Source organism: Devosia sp. ZW T5_3 (assembly GCF_044987315.1).
GTDB lineage: Bacteria > Pseudomonadota > Alphaproteobacteria > Rhizobiales > Devosiaceae > Devosia.
This window is the reverse complement of the sequence record NZ_JBJDRE010000001.1, coordinates 404,917-424,387: the sequence shown is the minus strand read 5'-3', so window position 1 is coordinate 424,387 and position 19,471 is coordinate 404,917. Positions and strand designations below refer to the sequence as shown.

Below are 19,471 nucleotides of genomic sequence, written 5' to 3'. Positions count from 1 at the left end.
CACGAGTTTGCCCCGACAGGCACACGAATTATGAAGGGTTAGGGCTTACGTTCAATTTGGCTAGTTTCTCGCCGAGCGTTGAATGCCCTCGCTATCAAAGCAAATTACCTCCCTCTCGCTCGTCCTCGCTGCCGCGTTAGTCATCGTGCTTGGCTCCTTCGGATGGTGGGCAGCGTCGCGTATAGATGACCGTTCGATGGCCCGGGAAACACGGGCGGTGCAGACAGGGCTTGGTGAAATTGCCGAACGTCTGCCAGTCGAACAGGACAGTTCCGCCATCTGGGACGATGCCGTTACGAATTTGCGCTCCAACGATGAAGCATGGATCGCTGAGAATTTGGCCGAGTGGATGAGCGAGTACTTTGGCCACAACCGGGTTTACATTCTTGATTCAGATAACCGCCTCGTTCGTGCTGTTGCGGATGGCAAACTTGTCAGTCCAGCAATGTTCGAGACGGACCGAGCCGCAATCGCTCCTCTTGTCGGCGCCCTGAGGGCACAAATGGCCGTAGCCTCGAAGGGATTGGCGAATTCCACTGAAGCTGTGACCGGAATGGGCGAGGAAGATTTCGCGGTGTTGGGCGATGGTACTCCCGGGATTGTTAGCGTGCGGCCCATCGTTCCAAGTACCGACGCAGTACCGCAAATCCCAGGAACAGAGTACCTGCACATTTCGATCCGCTTCATTGATAGCTCGGTGACTGCGGCGATCAGCGAGAAATTTGAGGTGAACGAACTCGCCTTTGAACGTGTCGCCCGGTCTGACGGCGATCGTATCGCCTCGCCCGTTCTATCGGCGGACGGGCGCATTGTTGGCTTTTTTACATGGACCCCGGATGAACCGGCCTACCAGCTAATCAGAGAAACGGGACCCGCAGTGGCGGGTGGCGTGACGCTGGCCGCGTTGGCGGTCTTCCTATTACTGCGCCGGCTCCAGCGCACGTCAGTTCAACTCGAGAACAGCAAAGCGCATGCCTCGTTTCTGGCCTTTCACGACGCACTTACCAAGATACCCAATCGTGCATTATTCGAGGATCGGCTCGAACAGGCGCTGGCCAACATGCGTAGAAACGGCTCTAAACTAGCGCTCCATTTCATTGATCTGGACCGCTTCAAGCATGTCAATGACACCTTGGGGCATCCTGCCGGCGACGATCTAATCCGCAAAGCAGCGTCCCGCCTAACAGAGCTGGTGGATGATATTGATACGGTTGCACGGCTGGGGGGCGACGAGTTTGCGATTATCCAATTCGCGGTAGCCGATACGTCTGAAGCTCTCGCGCTAAGTCAAAAAATCGTCGATTCCCTGGCGTTGGCATTCGACCTGAACGGAGGCCAGGTTCATGTCGGCGCCAGTGTTGGTGTCGTTGTTACCTCCAACATGGCGACGCAAGCCGAAGACCTGATGCGTCATGCCGATATCGCCTTGTATGAGGCCAAGGCTGGAGGGCGGGGTAAGTTCGAGCTTTTTGCGGACAATCTCGGCGAGGCTGTGCGCGACAAGCGGTTGCTTGAAATGGACCTGCGTGAGGCCTTGAACACCGGTGAAGGCTTACACTTAGTTTATCAACCGCTCCTGAACACCCGCGCCGGCGAAATCGCGGGCGTAGAGGCTTTAGTCCGCTGGCAACACCCCAGCCGCGGCAGGATGTCTCCGGCAGAGTTCATCGAGTTAGCGGAAGAACGCGGGCTGATCGATCAGTTGGGCATGTGGGTAATGCGGGAAGCCTGCCGCTTTGCCGCCTCATCCTCGGTGCCGTGGGTCGCCGTCAATGTCTCACCTATTCAGTTCCGTGACGAGCATTTTGCCAGAAGAGTTTTCAATCTTCTTGCTGAAACGGGGCTCCCGCCTAAGAGGTTGGAAATTGAAGTCACTGAGGGTCTACTGCTTCAGAACTCGCCCGTAGTCCAATCCACGTTGATGCTCTTGCGTGCTAAAGGCATCAGGGTAGCGCTGGACGACTTTGGGACGGGCTATTCCTCAATTACCTATCTGCGCAATCACGGGGTGGACAAGCTCAAAATTGACCGGTCTTTCACAGCGCAACTGGGCCAAAACGAAGAGATCGACAGTATCGTACGCTCCATTATTGATCTGGGACGTGCAATGCGGATCGTGGTGGCCGCAGAAGGGGTGGAAACCGAAGATCAACGCGAACTCTTGAGTGAAATGGGTTGTAACCAGTTGCAGGGTTTCCTGCTGTCGCACCCGCTCACACCCGAGAAACTTGAGCTTATGCTCCAGCGTTGGTTGCCGTCTAAGGCAAGAGAGGCCTAAACGTGGTAAGACTGCTGGACGCGCGTTGCCGGTGGACCGAAGACGGAGTGTCTGGAACGAATGGCAAGCCGATTGTCGTCGCGCTCCCGGTGCCGCAACCAGGCGAGCGACCGAGGGCGTCGGCGTGACCGTCGGCAAATGGGCAAGCGAGCAAGGTTATTCACCTGCGAGACCATGGTCTTGTGCGCCGCTGATCTTGCAGGCTTAATGATAAGTGGCAAGAATGACCGGTGACTGCATGCGGGATAATGAAGCGAGCCTAAATACGGACATTCCTGTCTACGCGCAGGCGAGCACCGAGGGACTGGGTCGCAACGCTTTCGAAATATGGCGCGATACGATCCTGTTCTTCTATGAGCCTGATCCTTGGCAGCCCGAACACGGAGAGTTTTTCGCATCGGGCCGCAGTCTTTTGTCTCAACAGGCCGACTTCGTAGCCTATCGATCTCGTTTGACCGGCGGGGTGAGGAATACCCGGCAATTACATCAGGACGGGAACGAGGACATCAGCATAGGCCTGGTTTTCGAGGGAACGCGTCGGCACGATCTTTTTGATGACAGCCGGGCCGTCCAGCATTCTGGGCAGTTCTATGCCTATGACGCCAGTCGGCCCTCGCGTGTTCTTTGGAGCGATCATACAGCGGCCTATATGAATCTCCGTCGCAATGACGTTGCTAAGGCGTTCGGTGGGGAGGTTCCGGATGCAGCGGAAATCGGCAAGAGGCTCACCGCCTCGCGTCTCGCGCCTTTCGTTCGCAGCCACTTCGAGCTTCTGGCCAGTGGCATGGCGGAGATGGTTGGCCCCGAGCGCGCTATTGTTCTGGGGCAGACTAAGGCGCTTCTCCTTTCGGCTCTCCAGAACCCGGAAGGCGGCGGCACCCCAGGATTCGGCGGGCTGCAGCCGAACGCCTTCTACGTGGCCGCCATGCGTTTGATCGAGAAAAACGTCTCGCGACCGAACTTGACGGCCGAGAGAATTGCCAAGTCGCTTGGATGTTCGCGTGCGACGCTCTACAGAGCGTTCGAGGCAGAGGGCCAGAATGTCGCCGATACCGTGACCCGAGCACGCCTGGCCCTCGCGCGATCCGTTATCCTGGCACCTCAGTCTCTTACCAATGAAACGATTGCCACGCTGTGCGGATATTCGGATGTTCGCACTTTCTATCGTGCCTTCCGTCTGCATTTCGGTGTGACTCCGGGGAAGATGCGCACTGATGCATTGCGAGCACACCGCTAGTTTCTCGTTATCGTGAGACGGTTTGCCGCTGGCTTGAAACATCCTGTCATTGCCGAAGGTAGGAAGACCGACATTACTCGCCTCTAAGGCCATGCATCGATTCATCTTCTGGGTGGGGCACGGCCACGACTCTCTTTGCTTGGCAAGGAGAACTGGGGGCGTTGATGCGTGGAGTTTGGCAAAAACTAGGCTTGGGCTCTGTGTTCTCGGCATCGAAACGGGGGCGTGGCACGAGGCGCCTGGGGACCCTAATGGCCGGTGTGCTGATGGCGTGTGTCATTTCGCAGCCCGTCATGGCCGCCTCATCGGGTTGCAACGCTGTCGCGGGCGGCGTGCTCACCGCAACTGCGTTTGGGGCCGGTAACTTCTATGACTTTCGCCAAGGCGAAGCGATCCAGTTCAACAATCATCATGCCAGTGATCCGTTAGACGCAAAAGTGGGCCTACCCAGTCCTTGGACAAGCATTCCCGCCGGGGGAAGCGTCACGCTTATCGTGCCGACAACGGCGAACCAGTATGTTGGCTGGGCGTTCAGCTCCACGAGTGGTTCAGTCTCGGCAACTTGCACAGCGCCTGCCGCACCCACGATAAGCGGTGTGTCCCCGGCAAATGGCCCGGCCACCGGGGGAACGTCAGTTACCATAAGCGGCGCTGATTTTTTTGACGTATCAACCGTAATATTGGGGGGCAGGTCGGTCCCTTTCACCGTCGTCAATAACACAACGATCACATTGGTCACGCCCCAGGCCGTTCCGGGCGCTACTACACTCGGAATCTATGCGTCAGCTGGCGGCGTTCAGAGATCCGCGGCGTTCACCTACGACGTCGTTCCCACCTCCATCAATATCGACACATCGAGCCTCGACCCGGCAACTGGGACGCTGAGCGTGTCGGCGCGCGTCAGCGCAACGAGCGGGACACCGAGCGGAACGATCACGCTCCTTGTCAGCGGGACGGCGACAAGCCCAGTGACGCTTGATGCCAACGGCAAGGCAGACCTGACGGCAAGTGGCCTTGCTCCAGGGTCGCAGAATATTCAAGTTGCTTATTCGGGAGGCGGGCCGTTTGAAGCCTCGCAGATAACGTTCAGCCAGACTGTTCCACAACGTGCTGCGACAGTGGCATTGACCTCAACGCCCAACCCATCGGTTTTCGGTGTGGCGACAATCCTGACGGCGACAGTAACCGCCGCAGTCGATACGCCAACTGGCACGGTAACCTTTTATGATGGCAGCCAAGCTCTGGGCACCAGCGCATTAAACGGCGACATGGCCAGCCTCGAGATCGATTCATTTTCCTCTGGCGACCACAGTCTGACCGCAACCTACAACGGTGACTCTAACCTGCAAGCCGCTACCGCCGCTCTCACCCATACTGTGGGACGAGCCGCCACCACAATTTTGGTCAGCTCTTCAGCGAACCCAAGCACCTTCGGGCAGGAGGTAACCTTCACCGCGCAGGTTCAAGCGCCGGTGGGTAGCCCGACAGGATCGGTGACATTCCTCGTTAATGGCGAGGAATTCGGCACCGCCGCGCTCGACAATGGCATTGCCAGATATGCCACAAGCCAGCTCGGCGCCGGCAACCACAATGTCGTTGCACGATATGAAGGAAGCGCGGATTACGCAGGTTCGAACTCGTCCCCGCTCGCCCAGAATATCGCTGAGCTGGCGAACCTGGTCATCCGGCAGATGACGGAAGGCGCCGATGGTGCATTCGGCTTTGCAATCATGCCTTCAGCGACCACTATTCTTGTCACCACAATGGCGGGACAGGGCCAGAGTGCACCTCTCGCCCTGCCCGCTGGGAATTACACGATCGTAGCCGATGACATGCGCGCGGCGGGATTCGGATTAACGAGCCTGGCCTGTACCGATCCCAATGGCGCCATCGACGTCGCGAGCCGCACGGCACGGATCACGCTTGCCCCTGGTGATGCGGTGACTTGTACCTTTAGCGCACTGAACTCTGCCGAGATCACCTCGGCATTGATCGAAGACTTCATGGAGACCCGTGCCTCACTGCTGCTGGAGAGCCTTCCTGACAGTTCACGCCGGGTCGGACGCCTGAACGGTTCAGTGGCTGGCAATATCAGTCCCGGATCGGTGCTGGCTTATCTCCCCGATATTGCATCCGGCTCCCACTTGCCAGTGTCGGCCTCCCTTGCGACGCTCGATGCTCTGGCCGGGAACCGCCAACCCTCCCGTTTCGACGCATGGATCGAGGGTTCATTTGCCCTGTTCGATACCGACGTCGCCGGTGGGCAATTGAGCACGGTTGCGTTGGGCGCGGACTATCTCATCACTGATGATCTGCTGCTCGGCGCCTTTGCCCAGCTCGACGGCCTCAACCAATCTGCTGACATGGGGGCGGCGAAAATTGCGGGCGATGGTTGGCTTGCCGGCCCCTACGCGACTCTGCGTCTGACGGACAATCTTTTCCTCGACCTGATGGCGGCAGTTGGCGGGTCCACCAATCGCGTCTCTCCCTTTGGTACTTATACCGATGAGTTCAGTGCGGAACGGTATCTGTTGCGGGCGACATTGGGAGGCAGTTGGACCTCAGGGGACTGGACCTTCTCACCGCGCGCCAGCATCGGCTATTTCGAGGAAACCTCGCAGAATTACACTGACAGCCTTGGAGTGACAGTCCCATCCGTCACGACTGGCGTTGGCAAGATCGCTCTCGGACCGGGGGGGACGTACAGGTTCCCAACTGGCGATGGCATCGCTACGGTCGCTGGAATCCGTTTGGATGGGACGGTCGACATTCGCGACGAGGGCGTTGCCAAACCGCATGCCGCTATCAACGCCCACGTCGATTTCGCGCTCGATGCGGGTGCCCGGTTAGGCTTTGATCTCGGCTATGGTGGGCTGGGCTCTGACACGTCGTCGCTAAACGGAAAATTCCGCCTCGGCATTTCGACGGATTAGCCCCAAGCAGATTTGCGTCCCGTACAACGCTGACATTGCTTCCGCATCGTCACGATACGCCCTGGACGCCCTCAACGCGCTCAGGCGGGCAAGATCACCACGGCACCGTTCAGCAAAGCGTTTTCGGATCTGGTCCAGGGGGTCAATCACCGGCGAGCTCCATAAATAGCGGTTCTCATCTAACGACCATGGCGATAGCCCGTTTTGGGGTCAACGTCATGCCGCCGCCTGTTTCCATGATCGAGATTGGCCGACGGTTCCCCACTGTACAACGGTCCATTAGGCGGATCAGGGTTTTCGCTTCGCCAAGGCTAACTGTTCCCGCTTGCTCGCGGGCTTAAAAATAGCATCCAACAATTGCCAATTGCCGCTGCCGACCTTATGACATATGACTTATGTCATAAGTGGAGGGTGGGTAGCTTTGTCTGACCTGTTTAGTGTCGAAGGAAAGATCGCTGTCGTAACCGGAGGACTGGGGCAGTTGGGGCGAGAGTTTGCCAGCTCGCTTGCCCAGGCTGGCGCCAAGGTTGCCATCTTTAGCCGTCGGCCTGTCACCCAGGAAAATCTCGATGAATTGTTCCCGGGACTGCAGAATTGCATTCGTGTCTACGAAGCGAGTGTTTCAGACAAAGCAGCCCTGGATGTGGCAACCAACAAGTTGATCACCGATTGGGGCGTACCGCATATCCTGGTCAACAATGCCGGCATCGATTCCAAGCCCGATGGCGGCGCCGAACAGAATGGCCCCTTCGAGACCTATCCGCAAAAGTTCTGGGACGACATCATCGATGTGAACCTGACCGGTGTGATGCTGTGCAGCCAGGTTATTGGCACTAAGATGGCTGAAGCGGGCCGTGGCAGCATCATCAATGTCGGCTCGATCTACGGCATCGTATCGCCCAATCAGGCGCTCTATGCCTATCGCGAAAAGCGAGACGGTGTCCCCTTCATCAAGGCTGTGTCCTATGCCGCGTCTAAATCGGGGCTGGTGAACCTAACGCGCTACGTCGCCACGTATTGGGCGGAAAAGAACGTGCGCTGTAACCTTATCTCGTTTGGCGGGGTCAAGACCGGCAGCTTCGATAAGGAGTTCGTCGATAATTTTCTCGAGCGGGTGCCGATGCGCCGCCAAGCGGAGAAGAGTGAATATAACGGGGTCATCCAGTTCCTCGCCTCTGACGCCTCCTCCTACATGACCGGCTCCAACGTTGTAGTCGACGGGGGCTTTACCGCGTGGTGACTCCATCTCCATCCGATCGCGACCGGCTTTATGTCTCGGTGGTCTCAGCCATTGAGGCGCAGATCCTGTCGGGTGAACTCAAGGTTGGCGCTCGCCTGCCCTCGGAAGCCGAAATCGCTCGGCAGTTCGCCATCTCAACGCGATCGGTGCGCGAGGGTCTGCAAATCCTTGAAACCAAGGGACTGGTGCGCCGCCGTCATGGCGAACGTGCCGAGGTGGTGCGCGATGATGTCGGACAATTCCTCGGCTCGCTTGCCACAACCGTACGCAGCCTTTTTGCCAAGGACGCGGACTATCTGGTGCAACTAATGGACGTGCGCCGCATGTTCGAGCTGGAAGCGGTGGGGCGGCTGGCGGCGGGTGAAGGCGCGCTGTCGGACGATGTCACCAGGGCATTAACCGATCTCGCCGCTGCCAAGGACTTTGCTCAATACGCTCAATCCGATGCAGATTTCCATCGAGCACTGGTGCAATCGCTGGGCAATGAAATCCTCTCGACGGTCTATGGCAATCTCTATGCCCTCATCACCGACGTGATCCGGCTGACCAGCCGGCAAGCCAGCAAGACCCAGGCCGAAGGTGTCGCCGAACATGAGGCTATTCACGCCGCCATTTCTAAGGGCGATGTCGAGGCCAGCCGCGCGCTGATGCGCGAGCATATCGATAATTCCACCATCTATCTCCAACAGGCGATCAGCGCCGCAAAACAGCAGGGACGGAACAGCTAAATGGCCGCATACGACTACAACCAAACCGACTGGGCGGCGATCAAGCGCCTGTCGAAATGGTATTCGGGCGACATCCACGACGTGCTCGATGGCCGCGGCCCCTATGGCTATCTCAAGGGCATCAGCCAGTTCGGTGTGCTGCATCCCGGACAGGTGATCTGCGGCCCGGTTTCGACCGTGCGGTACGAACCCAGCACCCGCATCGGCCAGCCGCAAGACATCTATCATGGGGCTATCGATGCCGTGGTCAAGGGCGGCATTCTACTGGTGGATTCCTCCTGTGCCGAGGGGTCGGGCACGGGTGAATTGATGTCGAGCGGAGCCAAGACCAAGGGCGCAGCGGCAACTGTGGTCAATGGCACGGTGCGCGACCTGGCCGAGGTACGCAAGCTCGACTACCCGCTCTTTGCCAAGGGCATGAGCCCGGTGGGCGTGTCGGGCCGCATGGAGCCGGCACATTACCAGGTCGAACTGGACATTGACGGCGTCAAAGTACGGCCCGGCGATGTGATCTTTGCCGACGTTACCGGCGTAGTGGTTATTCCGGCCGATCTGGTGAGCGTCATTGCCGACGCGGCAGATGCTAATGGCGAGGCCGAAATTCGCTGCCGCACGCGCATCTTGGCTGGCGAGAACCTGCGCGACATTTGGCCGGTGGGGGTTGCCGGTCCCGCCTGACGAAAAAGCCGGCCCCAAAGGTCGGCCTACACCATCCAGCCACTCGAGGAGGAGCGGGGCGATGCTGCAATCAGCGTATGTAGCCCAGCCTCTGGGAAATGAGGTTGGCGTGGTAAATTACCACTTTGTTGAGTTCATCCACTTCGGTCATGGGCAATTGCCAGGCCGGCGCACTGACGCTGATGCCGGCAAAAATTGCGCCGGACTGGTCGCGGATCGGTGCGCCGACGCAACGCAGGCCCGGCTGGTGTTCACCATTGTCGATGGCAAAGCCCCGCTGACGCACGGTCTCGAGCTCGGCCTCAAGCGCGACCGCATCGGTAATGGTGGTTTCAGTGAAACGCTGCAGGCCAGCATTGATGACGCGCCGGACAATTTCCGGCGGCTGAAAGGCCAGGATGGCCTTGCCGACGCTGGTGCAATAGGCCGGCGAATTTTCTACCATCGTGTTGGACAGCATGGGCTCGGTCTCGGTGCGCTGAATAACGACGGCGTTCAGGCCGTCGAACACCGCCAGATGCACGGGCTTGCCCGTCAACCGGTGCAGCGCATCGACGATGGCGCGGCCCTCGCGATGCAATTCCAGATTTGCCAGCACGACATTGCCCAATTCGAAGAGACGCAATCCGAGACGATAAAAGTCGCGTTCACGGTCCTGCTCGATGAACCCGACCTCGCGCATCGCGGCCAAAAGGCGGTGGGTGGTGGAGCGCGGATAGCCGGTTTTGGTGCAGATTTCCGCCAGGCTCAGCGAGCGGCGGCTGGTTGTGAAGCACTCGAGAACACGCGACACCTTGGTCAGCGATTTGAGGCTTTCGTCGCTGCGAACGGGTTTGACCGGAGCGGCAGCGTCGACGGGATCGGTCATTGCTTGGGCCTCAGAACTTTAATGGAACCGCCGGCGCTGCCTGCGACAGGTTGTTCATCCCATAATTCACTTGTCCGCTCACCTCAAGCGAACGCGGTGCCGGCATGACGCGCGTCCTCATGCCCAATCACCGCCCAGACCAATTCGGCCAGCGCCAGCATGCCCGGATCATCGAGGCCTCGGCTCGTGTCGGCGAACATTCGGGCACGACCCATGGTGCAGGGACGCGGGCGAAAATCTTCGAGCACGGCCCGCATCGTTCTGTCCGCGATCTGAGCTATAGTGGCGGGGTCCTCCTCACCGGCAAGGCTCTTCGCCAAGGCGTCAAGCCCGTCGACAATGGTCTTGGCACCGAGTTCGGCCTTGCCGCGCGCCATGGCCGCGTCGCGGATGGCTGCCAACAGCGGGCCCAGGCGGTCCCAGCCCAGCGCCGATTGGCTGGCACTCGCCTTGCCAGCCGTCATCATCGCCGTGATGACCAGCGTGCCCAGGCTCGATCCCGTGGATGCGGCGCCGGCCTTGGCCAAAGCCATGAAAGCGGTGCCAAGATCTGGTGTCGCGCGCACGTCCACAGCGGCGAATGTTGCAATGAGACGTGCCAGCATGGTGCCGGTATCGCCGTCACCCAATTTGGCATCTGCGGCATTGAGAACGTCGGCGAGCGTGTCCATGCGGGTATTGGCCCGTTCAAGAGCCGTCGCCAGGGTTTCCTGCGTCATAGCCATGGTTCAATCCACCCGCCAGAAGGGACAATCGGCCGGAGCGGCCAGCAAGGTTTCGATTTCGTCATCAAGGAAACAGAGGCTGATGGACGCCCCACCCATTTCCATCGAGGTGACGTAAGGGCCGATCAAGGGCCGCGCCACAGACAAACCCACCGCATCCAATTGCCGGGCTGCGCGGCGGTAGAGAATGAAGAGCTCCTCGAAGGGCGTAGAGCCAAGACTATTGACCAAGATGGATACACGGCTGGCGCCTTGGGGTCTCTCCGCCAGCAGCATCGCGATCATTTCGTCAACCAATTCGTCCGCTGGACGGACTTTCTTGCGCCAGATGCCGGGCTCTCCATGAATGCCCATACCCATTTCGATCTCATCATCGGCAATGGTGAAATTGGGGACTGCCGCGCCTGGGATCTGGCAGGACGACAGTGCCACGCCAATGGTCCTAGTGCGATCGACGGTCTTCTGCGCGATGGCCGCGACGGCGTTCAGATCAGCGTCCTGTTCGGCCAAGGCACCGGCGGTTTTGTAGGCAAAGATCAGGCCGGCAACGCCGCGGCGCTTGTGCGCTTCCTGTGGCGCCGCGCTGGCAATGTCGTCGGTACCCAGCACAGTGCGGATTTCGATATTATCCATGGCAGCGAATTCGCTGGCCATTTCGAAATTCATCCTGTCGCCACCATAATTGCCAAACAGGCAGAGTACGCCTGCACCGCCGTTGGCGGCCGCGATGGCGTCCTGGCAGGAATTGATGGTTGGCCCTTCAAACACATTACCAATAGCGCAGGCGTCGAGCAGTCCCTCGCCGACATAGCCGGTGAACAAGGGCAGATGGCCCGAACCGCCCCCCGAAACTATCCCGACCTTACCCTGGCGAATGGCGGTGTTACGCGCGATAGCGCGGCGATCGCTGCCAACGCGAACCAGCCCCGGGTGGGCCAGGCACAGCCCATCCAGCATTTCATCGACATAGTTGGCGGGATCGTTGATCAGCTTTTTCAGTTCGTCCTCCCAGGGTGTTCTACGGGGCGGGACCGGCCGCGTTCAGCTCCGCGGCCGGTAGATGCAGACTTAGGCGGCCGAACGGGCGCGTATCGTGACCAATTCGAGAACCGGGCCAAGGGCAGCGTCGATCTTTTTCTTCTGCGCATCGCTGACCCGCTCCATTGGTGCGCGCGGATGGAACATAGGCAGACCCTGGCGGTGCTGCACATATTTCACGCAGGCCGGCAGATTGTCATGACGCATGGCATTCCACAGCGCGTTGAGGCGGAAGTGGATATCCTTGGCGGCCTCGTAATCCTTGGCCTCTACGGCATTGTAGAGCTTGACCGTCACGCCGGGCACAGCACAGGTCAGCGCGCTGATGGCGCCGTGGGCGCCCAGCGAGAAAGCTGGATAGAGCAGAGCGTCGATGCCCGACAGAATGAGGTTTTCCGGTTTGGCGCGCAGGATCAGGTCGGAAACGGACTTGAGATCACCCGAAGACTGCTTCATACCCACAACGCCCGGCACGGCATCCATGATCGCCAGCATGTCGTCGACGCTGAGATAGTTCCAGGGAATGACGTTGTAGATCAGAACCGGGACCTTGGTTTCTTCGTAGATAGCGCGGAAGTGCTCGATCGTGGCTTCCAAACCCGGCTTGAAAAGGTAGTGGACCGGGGTCACCTGCAGCGCGGCGATCTTCATATCGCCCAGCGCCTTGACCCGGTCGATGGCCTCGCGTGTCGATTGCACGATCAGGCCGGCAACGAAAGGCACGCGGCCGGCGGTGGCCTCATAGGCTTCTGTCATGGCCTCCACAAATTCGCTGTTGGAGAGCGTGTGCCCCTCACCGGTCGAGCCGCCAACAACAACGGCGCGCACGCCCGATTCGATCATGAAATCGACCTGCGCTTTGAGCGCGCCTTTGACGAGATTGCCATTTTCGTCAAAGGGCATCGACAGCGGGGGCAGGATGCCGGTGAGCGTCTGGCGCACCTGCTGGGCGATTGGATTCGTCATATCTTTCCTCCAGTTATGGGCCGCTCTGTTACGAGAAAGCGGACCCGAAAATCGGTCTGTCTGCATTTCAGGCGCTGCTCATCAATACGGCGCCCACGTGAGCATCAATTCCATATTGTGGAATACCATTCCTGTATCGTTTTACGTGCAGGTCCGGCGAGATGTCAATGCAACCGCCCAATAAACCGGACTAAGGCCGCTTTCAGAATGCCTTCTCTACAGCGGTTGTCTCGTGCCGCACTCCATGCTAATTCCACATTGTGGTATATAATTTTGCGATACGGTTTGATCGCATAAGCCGCCGGCGAACGAGCCGGCCTCAAGGGAGGACGTTAAATGAAGACAGTCAAAACGCTCGCAGCGGCATTAGCTGCAACGCTGATGATGGCCGGTTCCGCCATGGCGCAATATCCAGATCGCCCGATCGAACTGATCATTCCGTGGGCCGCTGGCGGCGGCACCGACGCCACCGGGCGCATCATCGCCACTATGCTTGAGGAAAAGCTGGGGCAGCCGATCACCGTCAACAATCGGACCGGGGGTGGCGGCATCGTCGGCCACGAAGCCATCAAGGCGGCCAATCCGGACGGCTATACGCTGGGCATCATCACTACCGAATTGTCCATGTATAAGGCTGTTGGTTCGGCCGACATGACCTATGAGGATTTCACCCTGATCGGCCTGTTCAACGCCGATCCATCCGCCGTCTTCGTGCGTGCTGACTCGCCGTACCAGAGCATGCAGGATTTGGCCGAGGCGGTGAAAGCGGACCCCGCGGCCGTCAAAGCCAGCGGCGCCAATTTCGGGGGCCTCAACCACTTGTCGTGGGTGAGCTTGGTGCAACTGCTCGGCGCCCCCGCCGACAAGGCATTCTGGGTGCCCACCGATGGAGCAACGCCCTCGTTGCAATTGCTGGCCTCCGGCGCCATTGACGTTGCCGTCTCCCAGTTCCCCGAAGCGCAATCGCTGGTTGATGCCGGTGAAATCCGTGCGCTCGGGTTTCTGGGCAATGAGGTCAATCCCAAGCAGCCCAATGTTCCCCCGATCACCGACGCGCTTGGCCTTGAATTCTCGATCGCAGGCTGGCGCGGCCTTGGCGGGCCCAAGGGCATGCCGGAAGACGTCGTGACAAAGCTCTCGACTGCGCTCGACGAAATCGTGAACAGCGAAGAGTTCGCAACCTTCATGGACGGCCGCAACTACGGTGTCGTCTGGGAAGGTGGTGCCGATTTCGAGAATTATCTCAAGACCCGCGGTGAGGCCTTCGCCACGGCCATCTCGACCGCTGGTATCACCGCACAATAATCGCCTAACCCCGGCCGGTGGCCGGGGGGCTACCTCATGGAGGAGGGTCCGTTGAAAGCAAGAAACTATCCCGACATTGCCCTGGGCGCCGCCTTCACTCTTGGCGGCCTATTCATTCTGAGCCAAGCCCTATCCATCCACGCCATGCCTGGTTTGCCTGTGGGCCCCGGCCTGTTTCCCACTATCACCGGCGGTGCCATGGCCTTTTTTGGCTTGGTTCTGACCGTCCAAGGCTGGCTTTTGACGCCTGACGAGGATGCGCCGCTGCTGCCCGAAGAGTCGTCGGGCGAACAGGCGGTGCTCTATGCGCCACCCAATTTCTTCAGCCCCTTCGTTTTGGGCACTTTGGGATGCGTACTGGCTAGCATTCTCTTGATGCCGTTGCTGGGCTTCCTCATTACCGGGCTTCTCTTCACCTTCGCAATTGTGCTGTTGAGCGGGGGCAAGCTGCCCTCGGCGCTGATCTTCAGTCCGCTGGCCGCAATCGCGATCTATGCCATGTTTGCTTATGGCTTCCGGGTGCCTTTGCCCCGTGGAATTTTGGGGTAAGTCATGGACGCCTTTCTGCAAGCCTTCGGGCTGGTCTTCAATGTCGAGACCTTGCTTGTCATTACCGGCTCGGCCATTTTCGGTCTCTTCGTTGGCGCCCTGCCCGGCCTGACCGCCACCATGGCGACAGCTCTACTGGTGCCTGTCACCTTCTATATGGCGCCCATTCCGGCCATTGCCGCCATCATTTCCTGCACTGCCATGGCGATCACTGCCGGGGACTTGCCTGGTACCCTGCTGCGCATTCCGGGCACGCCGGCGTCGGCCGCCTATGTGGAAGACAGTTACCGTATGGCGCAAAAGGGCCAGGCGGGCCTTGCCATCGGCATTGGCGTCATCGGTTCGGTACTGGGTGGCCTTTTCGGCTTCGTTTTCCTAATGTTCACTGCGCCGGCCTTGGCCAAGTTTGCGCTGGGCTTCTCCAGTTTTGAGTATTTCTGGCTGGCGGTGCTTGGCCTGTCTTGCGCCGCACTCATCTCCTCGGGTGGCATGGCCAAAGGCGCACTGTCGCTACTGCTCGGCCTGTTCATTGCCCAGGTGGGGCTGGATCCATTGATGGGATCGCAGCGCTTCACCTTTGGATTGACCGAGTTGGCCGGCGGTATCAGCTTCATCCCGGCGATGATCGGAATGTTCGCGCTGGCCGAGATTATGCGAGCCGGCCGCACCGGCGCACCGGCTATCATCCAGGATAATTCCCGCAACCCATTCAAGGGCACGCTCAAGGTCCTCTGGAAATATCGCAAGAACCAGATCCGCGGCTCAATCATCGGCAGCCTGATCGGCGCCCTGCCCGGCGTGGGTGGCGACCTGGCCGCTTGGGTCACCTATACCCTGGCCAAAAAGACCTCCAAGACCCCCGAACTCTTTGGCAAGGGTCATCCCGAAGGGCTTGTCGAAGCTGGCGCAACCAATAACGCGGCCCTAAGCGCCTCGTGGATTCCGGCCATGGTCTTTGGTATTCCGGGCGACGCGGTGACGGCCATCGCCGTTGGCGTGCTGGTGATGAAGGGACTGGATCCCGGCCCGCAATTGCTCACGGTGCATCCGGAAAACTTCTATGCCGTGATGCTGGTCTTCGTCATTGCCAATATCCTCATGCTGCCGCTTGGCTACGTGGCCGCCCGTACCGCGCGCTGGATCTTCGAAGTGCCAAGGGCGCTTCTAAACGCGGCCATCCTGCTCTTTTGTATCGTTGGCTCATTCTCCATCAACAACACCATGTTTGGGGTCGGCATCATGTTGGTGCTGGGGATTGTCGCCTATGTCCTTGAGCGGCGGCAGTTCGCCATCGCGCCAATCATTTTGGGTATCGTGTTGGGACCGTTGGTAGAGACGAACTTTACGACATCCATGATCATCACCAGCGGCAATTTCGCTGGCTTCTTCGGCCGTCCAATCGCTGGTGTGCTGGGTGCGGCAACGATCATCATCTGGGGACTGGCGATCTTCGGTACGATACGTCGCACAATGATCGAGCGAGCGGAACGCAAATCACCGGTGCTACCTGTGGCAAACTAGTCAGAATCCGACCGCTTGGCGGCCCGGATTCTGTGGCAGCCGAGCTTCTTATCCGGCCCGCACCGTAATCTGCTGGTGATATGAGGTCGGGGTGAGGCTCACCCCGATCCAAGTTCGGCGAAGTGCTCCAGACATCAGCGGCGGCTGCGTGAGCCTAGTAACCGTGTGTTCCTAGCAATCCGGAATCCGTCGCCGGCATCGTTTTCGCCTATAAGCGTGCGCCAGTTGTCTGATTGAAGAAATAGGTGTCGCCGCCAGTGAGGCATAGGTGGACTTGCTGATCATCGGTTAAGCCCACCCGTTCACGGAACAGACATACGATTTCGTGCTCTCCCGCAGTCAGAACAGCAAAAGTCTCTGATCCAGTGGGCTCAATGACCTTCACGCGAGCTGTTACACCCTGGTCCGTGATTGTAATATGCTCTGGTCGCTTGCCGAGCAGCAAAGTGCCGCCCTCCGGGATTGACGAGGGCGCCCTCAATCCGGTCGCTGCGCCAGACCTCAGCACCACCTCATCACCCTTCCGGATGACCGGCAGCAGGTTCATCGATGGCGAACCGATAAACTGCGCGACAAAGCTGTTAGCGGGATTGTCGTATAGCTCCAGTGGAGTGCCATACTGCTCAACTCGCCCGGCCTGCATAACCACGATCTTGTCGGCCATCGTCATAGCTTCCACTTGATCGTGCGTAACATAAACGATCGTGGTGCCGAGCCGTTTATGCAGGCTTTTAATCTCGGCGCGCATGGCCACCCGGAGTTTGGCATCGAGATTGGACAGCGGTTCGTCGAACAGGAACACCTGCGGGTTGCGCACGATAGAGCGCCCCATGGCCACTCGTTGGCGCTGGCCGCCCGAGAGCTGGCGCGGATATCGGCCCAGAAGTTCGGTGAGCCCCAGGATTTGTGCCGCCTCAGCAACCCGCCGCTTCTTTTCTTCGGCCGGAGCCTTAGCGAGGGTCATTGAGAACGCCATGTTTTCGGCCACCGTCATATGCGGGTAGAGCGCATAGTTTTGGAAGACCATGGAGATGTCTCGGGCCTTAGGTGGCAGATCATTGACCACGCGATCGCCGATGCTGATCGTTCCGTCAGTGATATCCTCAAGTCCAGCTATCATGCGGAGCAGGGTAGACTTGCCGCAACCGGAGGGGCCGACCAGAACCACGAACTCGCCGTGTTCAATGTCAACTGAGACGCCATGCATCACCGGCACGCCGCCGTAGGATTTCTTGACGTTTTCAATGCGTACTGGAGCCATGGTGCTCTCCTTTCAATGACGTTCAGGCTGCGGCCGCAATGCTGACCGCGTCGGTGGACAGCGCACCCTCATGCACGACCAGACCGATGCCGCCATTGGCAAAACCGTCGGCGCTGGGGTCACTGGCGGAAATATGGGTGCCGTTGACGCTGGCCGAGATGGTGTTTCCGACCACCTTGGCGTCGAAGGAGAGCTTGGTCTCAAAATCGAACGCGAAGGCGGTGGAAGCAAGGACCTTCACCTCGTCGTCACGCACGCGCACGATTTCGAGGGTGTTGTTCCGTGTCGCACGCACGCCGTAATAGCGGCGCAGGCCTTGCACACGCAGCGCCACACCGCCGTAATTGCCCAGATGCACCATGATATCGGATTTGAGCGCATAGTCGGTCCACTGGCGTGTGCCATGCGAGACCATGCCCTCGTCCCGCGATTGCGAGATTCGGAAACTGGGGGGAAAGCGCTTGGAGAAGAAGTCCACGCCGTTCACCCAGGCCATGCGCCAGAAGTCGCCATCGCCCTGGGGCCGGCGTAAGGTAAGCTCGGCCGATCCATCCCAGCGCATGTAGTCGAGCAGAACGGAGCCGTCGGCGCGGCGGCCCTCGGCGGCAATAGCGAGGCCAATTTCAGCGATAGGCTGGCCGTCGAATTCCGGCAGGCGCCATTCCAGCTCGGTTTCTGATCCGGGCGACAGGCGCTGGACCTGGCCGTCCACGTCGCGCAACTGGTCTGCCGCGTCGTAAACCCGCAGGCGCAGCCGGACTTCGACACTACCCTTGTTATCCTTTGGGGCGACGACGCGGGCCCTGATTGTCTGGCCAGGATAGACTAGCGGCGTTGCCATCAAGTCATAGGTGCGCATCTTGAGCATTTCGGGCGGCGAGAAGGTCGGCGTGGTCACGATTGCGAACTGTCCCGGGCCGAGGGCTTCGTAATTGATGGACAAGGCGCGGCCGCCTTCAAACTCGACGTTGCGCAAGGCAGGATTGGCGCTGCCGCCGGCGGTGCCATCGGGACGGAATCCCTGCTGGCTACCCGGCAGCGAGAAGTGCATCTGCGCGCCGTTCTTGGGGTCGCCCAGCTCGCCCTCGCCGGCCAGCTTGCGGCCGAGATTGGCCAGGTAATAGGCCGTGCGGACTGCGTCATTGATCGAGTTGCCGCCATCTGCAGATGAGATCAGCAAGCGGTCGGCAATGGGGCCGCGCCAGTCCGGACCATCTTCGATGCCCTCAAGACCGAGCATGATGCCCATCAGGCACCCGACGTTTCCGGCATTGCAGTCCGTGTCCCAACCGGACGTGTTGACGATCATCTGGGCCTTCTGGAAATCGTCCGACGCATAGAGCACCGACATGATCATCAGCGCGTGGTTGGGTACGACGTGGCAATTGCCGGGATACTTGTCGTAGCCGTAATTGTCCTCAATGAGCTGGCGGCATTCGCGCCAGTCGGCGTGCTGGCTGTGCCAAGCGCGAATGTCGGCGATCAGTTTGGCGATGAGGCTGTCGGCGGGAATGACCGACAGGCCGACATCGATCAGTGCGTCGATATCCTTGGTGCGGAAGGCTTCCGCTTCCATTGCCGCCCAGAGCATGGCCGCATAGACCGATTCCCCGTCATGGCTGACCTTACCGGCCTGCTCGGCGAGTTTTGCCGCGAGCTGCGGCTTGCCTGGCGCGACCATGGCCCAACCGTCGATGAAGATCTGCGCGCCGATCTGTTCGGCAACTGCCTTGCCATTGACGGCAATGGACCCGGAGGCAGGCGCCGGCACACCCTTTTTGAGATTCAGCCAGGCGGTATGTTCGGTGGAATTGCCATTGCCGCCCCACCACAGGATCGAGCGCTCCTCGCACATGTAGTTCAGCCACGCCTTGCCGATATCCTCGGCGCGCAGATCGGGCGAGAGGTCGTAATCCTCCAGCGCACGGATGAAGGTGAAGGTGCCCGCAACGTCATCATCGGTGACCACCAGCGGCTGGTTGAGCCGGTCGTGCACATAGTATTCGATCGGCCCAAGCTCATCCATGATGCGCTGATAGGTCCAGCCTTCGAATGGGCGGCCAAGGTAAACGCCAATCAGCTTGCCAAGCACCCCGGCATAGACGCGCTCAAGATAATCGTTTGGGACGGACATCTTTATCTCC

At 59.5% G+C, this 19,471-nt stretch carries 15 protein-coding genes; 9 read left to right on the top strand and 6 right to left on the bottom strand.

Translation table 11 applies throughout. From position 1 onward, the window contains the following. Positions 1-82: 82 nt before the first annotated feature. The 6 genes from ACI3KW_RS02050 (at position 83) to ACI3KW_RS02025 (ending at position 9,094) form a co-directional block, all read left to right on the top strand. Complete coding sequence (locus ACI3KW_RS02050; RefSeq protein WP_404846707.1) at positions 83-2,278, top strand: putative bifunctional diguanylate cyclase/phosphodiesterase; 2,196 nt, start codon at positions 83-85, stop codon at positions 2,276-2,278. A gap of 223 nt (positions 2,279-2,501) precedes the next feature. Continuing rightward, positions 2,502-3,515 carry a helix-turn-helix transcriptional regulator gene (locus ACI3KW_RS02045; RefSeq protein WP_404846706.1) on the top strand — a complete coding sequence of 338 codons (1,014 nt, stop codon included), beginning with the start codon at positions 2,502-2,504 and terminating at the stop codon, positions 3,513-3,515. Between the two features lie 251 nt (positions 3,516-3,766). After that, a complete protein-coding gene (locus ACI3KW_RS02040) occupies positions 3,767-6,448 on the top strand; it encodes an Ig-like domain repeat protein (protein ID WP_404846705.1) in 2,682 nt (893 codons plus the stop codon). A 421-nt stretch (positions 6,449-6,869) separates the two neighbouring features. Then, a complete protein-coding gene (locus ACI3KW_RS02035) occupies positions 6,870-7,688 on the top strand; it encodes an SDR family oxidoreductase (RefSeq protein WP_404846704.1) in 819 nt (272 codons plus the stop codon). Further along, complete coding sequence (locus ACI3KW_RS02030; RefSeq protein ID WP_113121547.1) at positions 7,682-8,416, top strand: FadR/GntR family transcriptional regulator; 735 nt, start codon at positions 7,682-7,684, stop codon at positions 8,414-8,416. The genes ACI3KW_RS02035 and ACI3KW_RS02030 overlap by 7 nt, the downstream gene beginning before the upstream one ends. Next, positions 8,417-9,094 carry an RraA family protein gene (locus ACI3KW_RS02025; protein WP_262165159.1) on the top strand — a complete coding sequence of 226 codons (678 nt, stop codon included), beginning with the start codon at positions 8,417-8,419 and terminating at the stop codon, positions 9,092-9,094. Positions 9,095-9,164: 70 nt separating this feature from the next. Here the strand turns inward: ACI3KW_RS02025 and ACI3KW_RS02020 are convergent, their stop codons facing one another. The 4 genes from ACI3KW_RS02020 to ACI3KW_RS02005 form a co-directional block, all read right to left on the bottom strand. After that, positions 9,165-9,962, bottom strand: coding sequence for an IclR family transcriptional regulator (locus tag ACI3KW_RS02020; RefSeq protein WP_404846703.1), 798 nt, complete (start codon positions 9,960-9,962; stop codon positions 9,165-9,167). Positions 9,963-10,045: 83 nt separating this feature from the next. Next, entirely contained in the window at positions 10,046-10,687 is a 642-nt protein-coding gene (locus ACI3KW_RS02015) for a DAK2 domain-containing protein (protein ID WP_404846702.1), read from the bottom strand. 3 nt (positions 10,688-10,690) lie between these two features. Continuing rightward, positions 10,691-11,686: a dihydroxyacetone kinase subunit DhaK gene (locus ACI3KW_RS02010; protein ID WP_404846786.1), complete on the bottom strand. Its 996-nt coding sequence runs from the start codon at positions 11,684-11,686 to the stop codon at positions 10,691-10,693. Positions 11,687-11,755: 69 nt separating this feature from the next. Further along, complete coding sequence (locus ACI3KW_RS02005; RefSeq protein WP_113121552.1) at positions 11,756-12,691, bottom strand: dihydrodipicolinate synthase family protein; 936 nt, start codon at positions 12,689-12,691, stop codon at positions 11,756-11,758. A 336-nt stretch (positions 12,692-13,027) separates the two neighbouring features. Here ACI3KW_RS02005 and ACI3KW_RS02000 point away from each other — a divergent pair, with 336 nt between their 5' ends. Genes ACI3KW_RS02000 through ACI3KW_RS01990 form a run of 3 tightly spaced genes read left to right on the top strand, consistent with a single transcriptional unit; the run spans position 13,028 to position 16,066 of the window. Then, positions 13,028-13,996, top strand: a complete 969-nt coding sequence (locus tag ACI3KW_RS02000; RefSeq protein ID WP_404846701.1) for a tripartite tricarboxylate transporter substrate binding protein — start codon at positions 13,028-13,030, stop codon at positions 13,994-13,996. Between the two features lie 36 nt (positions 13,997-14,032). After that, the gene (locus ACI3KW_RS01995; protein WP_404846700.1) at positions 14,033-14,545 is read left to right on the top strand and encodes a tripartite tricarboxylate transporter TctB family protein; all 513 of its coding nucleotides are present in this window, start codon (positions 14,033-14,035) and stop codon (positions 14,543-14,545) included. 3 nt (positions 14,546-14,548) lie between these two features. After that, complete coding sequence (locus tag ACI3KW_RS01990; RefSeq protein WP_404846699.1) at positions 14,549-16,066, top strand: tripartite tricarboxylate transporter permease; 1,518 nt, start codon at positions 14,549-14,551, stop codon at positions 16,064-16,066. 208 nt (positions 16,067-16,274) lie between these two features. Here the strand turns inward: ACI3KW_RS01990 and ACI3KW_RS01985 are convergent, their stop codons facing one another. Then, complete coding sequence (locus ACI3KW_RS01985) at positions 16,275-17,327, bottom strand: ABC transporter ATP-binding protein (RefSeq protein WP_404846698.1); 1,053 nt, start codon at positions 17,325-17,327, stop codon at positions 16,275-16,277. 22 nt (positions 17,328-17,349) lie between these two features. Further along, a complete protein-coding gene (locus ACI3KW_RS01980; protein ID WP_404846697.1) occupies positions 17,350-19,461 on the bottom strand; it encodes an ADP-ribosylglycohydrolase family protein in 2,112 nt (703 codons plus the stop codon). Positions 19,462-19,471 lie beyond the last annotated feature (10 nt).

What these genes read in the sequence shown, in the direction of transcription:
- ACI3KW_RS02005 (WP_113121552.1), bottom strand. Translation starts at nt 12,691, where the DNA reads ATGACGAATCCAATCGCCCAGCAGGTGCGCCAGACGCTCACCGGCATC.
- ACI3KW_RS01990 (WP_404846699.1), top strand. Translation starts at nt 14,549, where the DNA reads ATGGACGCCTTTCTGCAAGCCTTCGGGCTGGTCTTCAATGTCGAGACC.
- ACI3KW_RS02015 (WP_404846702.1), bottom strand. Translation starts at nt 10,687, where the DNA reads ATGGCTATGACGCAGGAAACCCTGGCGACGGCTCTTGAACGGGCCAAT.
- ACI3KW_RS02045 (WP_404846706.1), top strand. Translation starts at nt 2,502, where the DNA reads ATGACCGGTGACTGCATGCGGGATAATGAAGCGAGCCTAAATACGGAC.
- ACI3KW_RS01980 (WP_404846697.1), bottom strand. Translation starts at nt 19,461, where the DNA reads ATGTCCGTCCCAAACGATTATCTTGAGCGCGTCTATGCCGGGGTGCTT.
- ACI3KW_RS02020 (WP_404846703.1), bottom strand. Translation starts at nt 9,962, where the DNA reads ATGACCGATCCCGTCGACGCTGCCGCTCCGGTCAAACCCGTTCGCAGC.
- ACI3KW_RS02050 (WP_404846707.1), top strand. Translation starts at nt 83, where the DNA reads ATGCCCTCGCTATCAAAGCAAATTACCTCCCTCTCGCTCGTCCTCGCT.
- ACI3KW_RS02025 (WP_262165159.1), top strand. Translation starts at nt 8,417, where the DNA reads ATGGCCGCATACGACTACAACCAAACCGACTGGGCGGCGATCAAGCGC.
- ACI3KW_RS01985 (WP_404846698.1), bottom strand. Translation starts at nt 17,327, where the DNA reads ATGGCTCCAGTACGCATTGAAAACGTCAAGAAATCCTACGGCGGCGTG.
- ACI3KW_RS02040 (WP_404846705.1), top strand. Translation starts at nt 3,767, where the DNA reads ATGGCCGGTGTGCTGATGGCGTGTGTCATTTCGCAGCCCGTCATGGCC.
- ACI3KW_RS01995 (WP_404846700.1), top strand. Translation starts at nt 14,033, where the DNA reads ATGGAGGAGGGTCCGTTGAAAGCAAGAAACTATCCCGACATTGCCCTG.
- ACI3KW_RS02000 (WP_404846701.1), top strand. Translation starts at nt 13,028, where the DNA reads ATGAAGACAGTCAAAACGCTCGCAGCGGCATTAGCTGCAACGCTGATG.